We start from the raw sequence: 9,117 nt of genomic DNA, 5'->3' as shown, positions 1-9,117 counted from the left end.
CGCGCTCGGTGAGCTCGGCGATGAGTCGGGCGCCGGCACCGCGCGCCACGGAGAGGGACGCCAGGCCGACGGCCTGACGCGGGGCGTGCTCCAGCCCGAGGTCCTCCAGGTTGATGCCGACCTCGCCGGTGTCGGCGAGCAGTCGGGCCAGCTCCCCCGGACGGTCGGGGACGATGACCACGACGACGTCGTCCTCGCGACGCGAGCCGCCGTGCTTGCCCGGGACGCGCGAGACACCGATGTTCCCTGCGGCGATGGCCCCGGCAAGGGTCCCGAGCGCGCCATCCGGAGCGCCGCCACCCTCAGCGGCGTCGAGGGCCGCGAGGACGGCGTCGAGGTCCGTGCGCAGCGCACGCAGCACGGGCGACACGGCCCCGGCGTTGGCCGCGAGGATCGAGGTCCACATCGCGGGGTCGCTCGCCGCGATCCGGGTCACGTCGCGCAGTCCCTGGCCCGCCAGGTCGAGGGCAGCCGGGTCGGCGTCGCCGAGGCGAGCGGCCACGAGCGAGGCCACCACCTGCGGGAGGTGGGAGACGAGGGCGACGGCGGCGTCGTGCCGGGCCGTGTCGAGCTCGACCGGCGTCGCGCCGGCGTCGACGGCGAGGGCACGGACCGCCGCGACGGCCCTCGGGGTGCTGTGCGGGCCGGCCGTGATCACCCAGGGCCGTCCGACGAACAGGTCCGGGCGGGCGGCGGTGGGCCCGGAACGCTCCGAACCGGCCATCGGGTGCGAGCCGACGTACCGGCTCAGGTCTCCCCCACCGGCCGTCACCGCCTCCAGCACCCCGCTCTTGACCGAGGCGACATCGGTGACGACGGCGTCCGGGTGGGCGGAGAGCTCGGCGAGCACCACGTCGGCCGTCACGTCGGGCGGTGCGGCGACGACGACGAGCGCGGGTGCGGTGTCGGCGTCCGCCGGGAGCCGTCCGGCGCCCAGGTCACGGGCCAGCAGCACCGTGGTGCGCGAGGGATCGGCCAGGACGACGTCGACCCCCACCGCACGCAGCGCCATCCCGACGCTCGCGCCGAGCAGGCCGGTGCCCACCACCCTGACCGGGCCGGCGGTCGCCGCGTGGTGGCGCGACGAGCCGCTGACCTCGGTGCTCACTGGGCCAGGTCGCGACGCAGGGCGGTCGCGCCGTGCAGGTACACGTGGTGCACGTCCGCGCGCGGCACGTCGAGCTCGGCGTGCGCCATCAGGCGCACCACTCGCGGCAGCGCTCCGGGGACGTCCACCTCGGTGGCACACATGAGGGGGACGTCACCCATGCCCATCTCACGCGCCGCCGCGGCGGGGAAGTCCGCGTGCAGGTCGGGCGTGCAGGTGAACAGGATCGAGATGAGGGCGTCGCTGTCGATGGCATTCGCCGCCAGCACCTCGCGGACCAGCTCGGAGGTGCGGTCGAACAGGTGATCACGGTCGTCGCGGTCCAGCTGGGTGGCACCGCGGATCGCGCGGACGCTCATCGGGTTCCTCCGTCCTCGGTGGCACGGGAGCGTGCCTGGCTCATAGTCCGACCGCCGCCATCAGGGTGCCGACCTCGGTACGGCCGAGCACCCGCGTACGTCCGGGGCGCATGTCACCCAACCGGATCGGACCGATCTGCGTGCGCACGAGCCGGGTGATCGGGTGGCCGACCTCCTCGAACATGCGCCGGACGATGCGGTTGCGCCCCTCGTGCAGGATCACCTCGATCATCGTCGTGGTGGGGGTGGTGTCCAGGACGCGGTACGAGTCCAGCTTCGCCGGACCGTCCTCGAGCACGATCCCGCTCCTCAAGGTCGCGCCCACCGCGGGCTTGACCCGACCGGCGACCGTCGCGATGTAGGTCTTGGGCACCGCGAAGGAGGGGTGCGCCAGCCGGTGCGCGAGCTCGCCGTCGTTCGTCAGGAGCAGCAGGCCCTCGGTCTCGGCGTCCAGCCGCCCGATGTGGAACAGGCGGTGCTCGGTCTGCGAGATCAGGCCCTCCAGGGAGGGGCGACCCTGCGGGTCGTGCATCGTGGAGACCACCCCGGCCGGCTTGTTCAGCGCCAGGGTCACCAGGGTGTCGTCGAGCTGCACCCGCCGGCCGTCCACGTGCAGGACGGCGGTGCGCGGGTCGACCCGCACCCCCTGCTCGCGCACCACCACACCGTCGACGCTCACGCGCCCCGAGGCGATGAGGTCCTCGCAGGCGCGCCGCGAGCCGACGCCGGCACCGGCCAGCACCTTCTGCAGGCGCACGCCCTCGGGGTCGTGCGGGTCCTTCGTCGCGCGGCTCATGCGGCACCTCCGTCGGCGAGGTCGAGGGAGTCGAGATCGGGGAGGTACGGCGCCAGCGGGGGGAGCTCGTCGAGACTCGTCATGCCCATCCGTTCCAGGAAGTAGGGGGTGGTCGTGTACAGGACGGCACCCGAGGGCTCGGTACCGGCCTCACCGACCAGGCCACGGGCCGCGAGGGTCCGCACCACCGAGTCGACGTTCACTCCGCGCACGGCCGAGACCTGACCGCGGGTGACCGGCTGACGGTAGGCGATGACGGCAAGGGTCTCCAAGGCGGCGTGCGTCAGACGCGCCGTCTGCCCGTCCAGGACGAAGCGTCCGACGACGTCCGCATGGGCCGCCGCGGAGTAGAACCGCCAGCCCTCCCCCACCTCTCGCAGGTCGAACCCGCGCTGCTCTGCCCGGTACTCCTCGGCGAGATCGCGCAGCTGCTGCTCGACCTGGCCGGTGGGCAGGCCCAGGACCGTTGCCAGTCGCACGGCGGCGATCGGCTCGTCGGCGACCATGAGGACCGCCTCGAGGGCGGCGCGCGCGCCGCCGGGGAGGTCCTCGACGTCGAAGGCGAGCTCGTCGACCTGCGCAGGCGCAGAGCCGCTCGAGACCCGCGGCTGACCGGCCGGGTCCTGCTCCGGCGTCATGCCCTCGAGCTCCTGGTCACTCATCAGTGGCCCCCTCGTCGTAGTCGTCCGTCACCTCGACGGTCTCGTCGTCGCCGCCGGTCCATCGCACGGTGAGCTCACCGAGCGGCTCCACCTGGTCGAAGGCGACGGCGCCCTCGCGGAAGAGCTCGAGCACCGCGAGGAACCGCACGACGACGACGATCGTGGAGTCGGCGTCGGAGACCAGTGTCCTGAACGAGAGCCTCGACCCGCGACGCAGACGCTCGACCAGCACTGCCGCCTGCTCGCGGACGCTCACCGAGGGGGCGTGCAGGTGACCGAGGTCCACCGTGGGGACAGCCTTCGGCGCGAGGGCGTGCGCGGCGAGCACGGCCAGCTCACCTGGCCCGATCGCGAGGACCAGCTCGGGGAGCAGCGCCGCGAGCTGCGGCTCCAGGCCGACCGCCCGCGGGATCTGCCGCGACTGCCCGGTGAGCCGCTCGCCGAGGCTCGCCGCGACCTCCTTGAAGGCGCGGTACTGCAGCAGCCGCGCGAAGAGCAGGTCGCGGGCCTCGAGCATCTCGAGGTCCTCGGCGTCCTCGACGTCCGAACCGGGGAGCAGACGAGCGGCCTTGAGGTCGAGCAGGGTGGCGGCGACCACGAGGAACTCGCTGATCTGCCCCAGGGCCCAGGGCGCCCCGCTGGACTCCGCCTGCCGGACCGCCGCGATGAACTCGTCGGTCACCTGGGCGAGAGCCACCTCGGTGATGTCGAGGGTGTGCCGGGCGATGAGGCTGAGCAGGAGGTCGAACGGGCCTTCGAAGTTCGCGAGGTGGACCGAGAAGGGACCGCCGGCCTCCGCCGCGACAGGCTCCCCCGCCGCGCCCCCCGGCTCCGGCGCCGTGTCGAGCGTCGGGTCAGACGGCATCGCCGCGTGCCACCAGCTCCCGTGCCAGCTGGCGGTAGGCGTGCGCGCCGGGATGGGTCGGCGCGTAGCTGGTGATGGGCTCGGCGGCGACGGAGGAGTCCGGGAACTTCACGGTCCGCCCGATCACCGTGTGCAGGAGCTGGTCCCCGAACGCCTCGTGCACCCGCGCGAGGACCTCGCGCGAGTGGAGCGTGCGCGGGTCGTGCATCGTGGCGAGGATCCCGTCGACCTGGAGGCGCGGGTTGAGCCGGTCGCGCACCTTCTCGACGGTCTCGATGAGCAGGGCCACCCCGCGCAGGGCGAAGAACTCGCACTCCAGCGGGATGAGCACGCCGTGCGCAGCGGTCAGCGCGTTGACCGTGAGCAGCCCGAGGGAGGGCTGGCAGTCCACCAGGATGACGTCGTAGTCGTCCTCCGCCTGGCGCAGCACGCGCGCGAGGATCGACTCGCGTGCGACCTCACCCACCAGCTGGACCTCCGCGGCGGACAGGTCGATGTTGGCCGGGAGCAGGTCGAGGTTCTCGACCGTGGTGGACCGCACGACGTCGGGGAGCTGGACCGAGCGCTCCATCAGCAGGTTGTAGATCGTCGCGTCGAGCTCGTGCGGGTTCACCCCGAGACCCACGGACGCGGCGCCCTGCGGGTCGAAGTCCACGACCAGGACCTTGCGGCCGTAGTCGGCGAGGGCGGCGCCCAGGTTGATGGTGGTCGTCGTCTTGCCGACCCCACCCTTCTGGTTGCACAGGGCGATGATGCGGGCCGGTCCGTGGGAGGCCAGGGCCATCGGCTCGACGAACTCCGGGAGGGGGCGTCCGACGAGGTCCGTGGCGGTGGTCTGGTCCGTCGGGTCCTGGCTGGTCACGGGCCGAACGTTACCGCAGCGCGGCCCTGCGACAGGTGCGACGGGCCGGTGCCGGCCCTCATCCGCGTGCGCGCGGGTGGGCGGCGGCGTAGACCTCGCGCAGCTGGTCGGGACTCACCTGCGTGTAGATCTGCGTCGTGGTCACCGAGGCGTGCCCGAGGAGCTCCTGGACCACCCGGACGTCGGCACCCCCGGCGAGCAGGTGCGTGGCGAAGGAGTGCCTCAAGGTGTGCGGAGAGATGTCCCCGGTGACCCCTGCGCGTTCGGCCGCGAGCCGCAGCACGGCCCAGCCGGACTGCCGGCTCAGCCGACGGCCGAGAGAGTTGAGCAGGAGCGCAGGAGTCCCGGTCCCGTGCCCCGCGAGCTCGGGGCGCGCCCGCACGAGATACGCCTCCACGGCGTCGAGGGCGTAGGACCCGACCGGGACGACCCGTTCCTTCGACCCCTTCCCGCGCAGCAGCACCTCACCGGCGTCCGGGTCGAGGTCGTCCACGTCGAGACCGACGACCTCGCTGATCCGCGCCCCCGTCGAGTAGAGGAGCTCGAGCAGCGCGCGGTCCCGCAGAGGCACCGGCCCCTCGCCCAGGCCGGCGGCGTCCAGGAGCCGCACGACGTCCTCGACCGGAAGAGCCTTGGGCAGCCGGCGAGGGCGCACAGGAGGGCGCACGTCCCTGGACGGGTCGCTGGGCGCCAGGCCCTCGACCGTGACGAAGCGGTGCCAGCCGTGGACCGCTGCGATGAAGCGCGCGGTCGAGGAGGCCGCCAGCGGGGTGCTGCCGTCGGCACCCGTGCGGACCTCGAGGACCGCCTCCCGCACATCGGCCTCCACGACCTCCGCAGGGTCGGTGCGTCCCCGAGCGGCGAGGAACGCCGCGTATCGCGCCAGGTCCCTGCGATAGGCGGCGAGCGTGTTCCCGGACAGCCCGCGCTCGACGGCGAGGTGGTCCAGGTACCCCTGGACCGGACCGAGGAGCCCGGCCGGGACCTCCGTCGCCGCCCGCGTGGTCACAGCGGCAGGAACGGATCGATCGCCACCGCGAGGAACAGCAGCGACAGGTAGGTGATCGAGTGGTGGAAGAGGCGCATCTCGCCCAGTCGCACTCCTGGCCGCGGATGCCGGGCCCGCCGCAGCAGGGCCAGCGTCCCCGCCCCGAACCACAGCCCGAGCAGCGAGGCGATGACCGCGTAGGCCCAGGTCATCCCCGCGAGCGGGACGAGCGCGAGCGATGCCGCGATCATCGCGACGGTGTAGGCGACCATCTCCCAGGCGACGCGGACCGGACCCGCGACGACGGGGAGCATCGGGACGCCGGCGGCCTCGTAGTCGCGGCGGAACTTCATCGACAGCGGCCAGTAGTGCGGCGGCGTCCAGAAGAAGATGACGAGGAAGAGGGCGACGGGCGCCCAGGCCAGGCTGCCCGTGACGGCCGACCAGCCGATCAGGACGGGCATGCAGCCGGCGATCCCGCCCCAGACGATGTTCTGCGGGGTGCGCCGCTTGAGGAGCATCGTGTAGCCCACGACGTACAGCAGGATCGCGGCGAGCGAGAGCGCGGCGGCGACGACGTTGACGAGCAGCGCGAACCACAGCAGTGAGATCGCGCCGAGCACGAGCCCGAAGATCAGACCCGCGCGCGGGCTGATCTCCCCGGTCGCCATCGGGCGCTTGCGGGTCCGGTTCATCAGCTGGTCGATGTCCCGGTCGATCACGCAGTTCAAGGTGTTCGCGGCGCCCGCCGAGGCGGCGCCGCCCACGAGGGTGGCGAGCACGAGCCCGAACGGCGGGAGACCGCGTTGCGCGAGGATCATGGTCGGGACCGTCGTGACGAGCAGCAGCTCGATGATCCGTGGCTTGGTCAGCGCGACGTACGCCCCGAGCCGGGAACGGATCCGGCGAAGGCGCTCTCGGCCGGTCCTGCGGTCGCCCGCGGCCGGAGCGCCGGAGGGTCGATCGCCCGACGGCGTCGCTGCGCTCGGGGAGAGCTGACTCGTGCGCACGCGCTCAGGGCTCCGATCGTCCGGGGGCGCCGGGACATAGGTCGTGAGCCCCGCCGCAAAGGGCCATGCTATTCCCTGGGCGCGGCCGGGGCCGATCGTGCTGCCGCCGCGGACCCCGACGGCGCGCGCTGCGCGATCGGGGCACCGCAGCGCCGGTAGGCTCGTCCCGGTCGCCGGTACGGCGGCCGCGTGCCCTGGAACGACGCAGTCTCCGGGATCCCGCGACCCCGTGCGGGTCCCGGCTGCCGTTGCCGCACGCCGACCGGAACGCCTCCGGGGAACGGGGGCAGGAAAGAGGGTCTGTGAACGCCTCCCAGCCAGAGCTCGTCTGGACGGATCTCGACCGCCGCGCCGTGGACACGGTGCGCGTCCTGGCCGCCGACGCCGTCGAGAAGGTCGGCAACGGGCACCCGGGTACGGCGATCAGCCTCGCCCCTGCCGCCTACCTCCTCTACCAGAAGGTCATGCGGCACGACCCGCGCGACCCCCAGTGGCTGGGCCGTGACCGCTTCATCCTGTCCGCCGGGCACTCGAGCCTGACGCAGTACCTCCAGCTCTTCTTCGCCGGCTACGGGCTGGAGATCGAGGACATCGAGGCCCTGCGCACCTGGGGCTCCAAGACCCCGGGGCACCCCGAGGTGGGGCACACCGCTGGGGTGGAGATCACCACGGGTCCGCTCGGCCAGGGCCTGGCCAGCGCGGTGGGCTTCGCGATGGCCACCCGCAGGGAGCGCGGGCTGCTCGACCCGCACGCCGCCCCCGGGACGAGCCCCTTCGACCACATGACCTACGTGATCGCCTCCGACGGCGACCTGCAGGAGGGCGTCACCAGCGAGGCCTCCTCGATCGCCGGCACGCAGCAGCTCGGCAGCCTCGTCGTGCTGTGGGACGACAACCACATCTCGATCGAGGGCGACACGTCGATCGCGTTCACCGAGGACGTCCTGGCCCGTTACGAGGCCTACGGCTGGCACGTGCAGTCGGTCGACTGGACCAAGACCGCCGACGGCAGCCCCTACGCCGAGGACGTCGACCAGCTCTTCGCCGCGATCGAGGCCGCGAAGGCCGTGACCGACCGCCCGTCGTTCATCCGGCTGCGCACGATCATCGCCTGGCCCGCCCCCACCAAGCAGAACACCCACGGCTCGCACGGCTCGAAGCTGGGCGCGGGAGAGGTGGCGGCGCTCAAGGAGGTCCTCGGGTTCGACCCCGAGGCGACGTTCGCCGTCGCGCCGGAGGTCCTCGCGCACACGCGTGCGGTGATCGACCGTCAGGCCGAGGACCGCGCCGCGTGGGACGCCTCGTACGCCGCGTGGCGCCAGGCCCAGCCCGAGCGGGCCCGCCTGCTGGACCGGCTCGTGGCCCACGAGCTGCCCGAGGACTGGGACGCCGCGCTGCCGACCTTCGAGGCGGGGACCTCGGTCGCCACGCGCGCCGCGTCCGGGACCGTCCTCTCGGCCCTCGCCGGGGTGCTCCCCGAGCTGTGGGGCGGCTCGGCCGACCTCGCCGGCTCGAACAACACGACGATGAAGGGCGAGCCGTCCTTCCTCCCGGCGGAGCGCTCCTCGCACGAGTTCTCCGGGGACCAGTACGGCCGCACGCTGCACTTCGGGATCCGTGAGCACGCGATGGGCTCGATCCTGTCCGGCATCGTCCTGCACGGGCTCACCCGCGCCTACGGGGGCACCTTCTTCACGTTCTCGGACTACATGCGCGGCGCTGTGCGTCTGGCCGCACTCATGAAGGTCCCGGCGATCTACGTGTGGACGCACGACTCGATCGGCCTCGGCGAGGACGGACCGACCCACCAGCCGGTGGAGCACCTCGCGGCCGTGCGGGCCATCCCCGGGCTCGACATCGTCCGGCCAGCGGACGCCAACGAGACCGCCGCGGCGTGGAAGGCCGTCCTCGAGCGCACCGACCACCCGGCCGCACTCGTCCTGACCCGCCAGAACGTCCCCACGTTCCCTCGCGGCACGGACGGCTACGCCACGGCGGACGGTCTCGCCCGCGGCGCGTACACGCTGCTGGAGGCGAGCACGGGTACGCCAGAGGTGATCCTCATCGCCACCGGCTCCGAGGTCCAGCTCGCTGTCGCCGCGCGCGAGACGCTCGAGGCCGACGGCGTCCCGACCCGGGTCGTCTCGGCCCCGTGCCTCGAGTGGTTCGCCGAGCAGGATCAGGCCTACCGTGACGAGGTGCTTCCGCCCGCCGTTCGCGCCCGCGTGTCCGTCGAGGCCGGCATCGCGCTCTCCTGGGACCGCATCGTCGGCGACGCCGGTCGCTCGGTCTCCCTCGAGCACTTCGGCGCCTCGGCGGACGCGGAGACGCTGTTCCGTGAGTTCGGGTTCACCGCGGAGGCCGTCGTGGCCGCCGCGCGCGACTCCCTCGCGGCTGTCGGGACCACCGCGTCCTGACGCACCGAGCACCACCCGCGCGCGGGTCCGGGGACGACATCGACGGAAGT

9 protein-coding genes are annotated in these 9,117 nt (G+C 73.1%); 1 reads left to right on the top strand and 8 read right to left on the bottom strand.

Going from position 1 to position 9,117, the window contains the following annotated elements; genetic code table 11:
* The 8 genes from ABWK99_RS10070 to ABWK99_RS10035 form a co-directional block, all read right to left on the bottom strand.
* On the bottom strand, positions 1–1,108 hold a 1,108-nt coding region (locus ABWK99_RS10070; RefSeq protein ID WP_372594570.1), incomplete at its 3' end, for a prephenate dehydrogenase.
* The gene (aroH, locus tag ABWK99_RS10065) at positions 1,105–1,467 is read right to left on the bottom strand and encodes a chorismate mutase (protein WP_372594569.1); all 363 of its coding nucleotides are present in this window, start codon (positions 1,465–1,467) and stop codon (positions 1,105–1,107) included. The genes aroH and ABWK99_RS10070, both read right to left, overlap by 4 nt.
* Positions 1,468–1,507: 40 nt before the next feature.
* Positions 1,508–2,263: a pseudouridine synthase gene (locus tag ABWK99_RS10060; RefSeq protein WP_372594568.1), complete on the bottom strand. Its 756-nt coding sequence runs from the start codon at positions 2,261–2,263 to the stop codon at positions 1,508–1,510.
* Positions 2,260–2,925: an SMC-Scp complex subunit ScpB gene (gene scpB / locus ABWK99_RS10055; protein WP_372594567.1), complete on the bottom strand. Its 666-nt coding sequence runs from the start codon at positions 2,923–2,925 to the stop codon at positions 2,260–2,262. Before scpB ends, ABWK99_RS10060 begins: the two co-directional genes overlap by 4 nt.
* Positions 2,918–3,790: a ScpA family protein gene (locus tag ABWK99_RS10050; RefSeq protein WP_372594566.1), complete on the bottom strand. Its 873-nt coding sequence runs from the start codon at positions 3,788–3,790 to the stop codon at positions 2,918–2,920. Before ABWK99_RS10050 ends, scpB begins: the two co-directional genes overlap by 8 nt.
* Positions 3,780–4,652, bottom strand: coding sequence for a ParA family protein (locus tag ABWK99_RS10045; RefSeq protein ID WP_372594565.1), 873 nt, complete (start codon positions 4,650–4,652; stop codon positions 3,780–3,782). The genes ABWK99_RS10050 and ABWK99_RS10045 overlap by 11 nt, the downstream gene beginning before the upstream one ends.
* A 58-nt stretch (positions 4,653–4,710) precedes the next feature.
* The gene (locus ABWK99_RS10040; RefSeq protein ID WP_372594564.1) at positions 4,711–5,661 is read right to left on the bottom strand and encodes a site-specific tyrosine recombinase XerD; all 951 of its coding nucleotides are present in this window, start codon (positions 5,659–5,661) and stop codon (positions 4,711–4,713) included.
* Positions 5,658–6,650, bottom strand: a complete 993-nt coding sequence (locus ABWK99_RS10035) for a heme o synthase (RefSeq protein WP_372594563.1) — start codon at positions 6,648–6,650, stop codon at positions 5,658–5,660. Before ABWK99_RS10035 ends, ABWK99_RS10040 begins: the two co-directional genes overlap by 4 nt.
* 302 nt (positions 6,651–6,952) lie before the next feature.
* On the opposite strand from ABWK99_RS10035, the gene tkt reads away from it, so the two are divergent.
* Positions 6,953–9,067: a transketolase gene (tkt, locus tag ABWK99_RS10030; RefSeq protein WP_372594562.1), complete on the top strand. Its 2,115-nt coding sequence runs from the start codon at positions 6,953–6,955 to the stop codon at positions 9,065–9,067.
* Positions 9,068–9,117 lie beyond the last annotated feature (50 nt).

Source organism: Actinotalea sp. (assembly GCF_041597215.1).
GTDB lineage: Bacteria > Actinomycetota > Actinomycetes > Actinomycetales > Cellulomonadaceae > Actinotalea.
The sequence above is the reverse complement of the archived record's forward strand: the minus strand, read 5'-3'. Positions and strand labels throughout refer to the sequence as shown.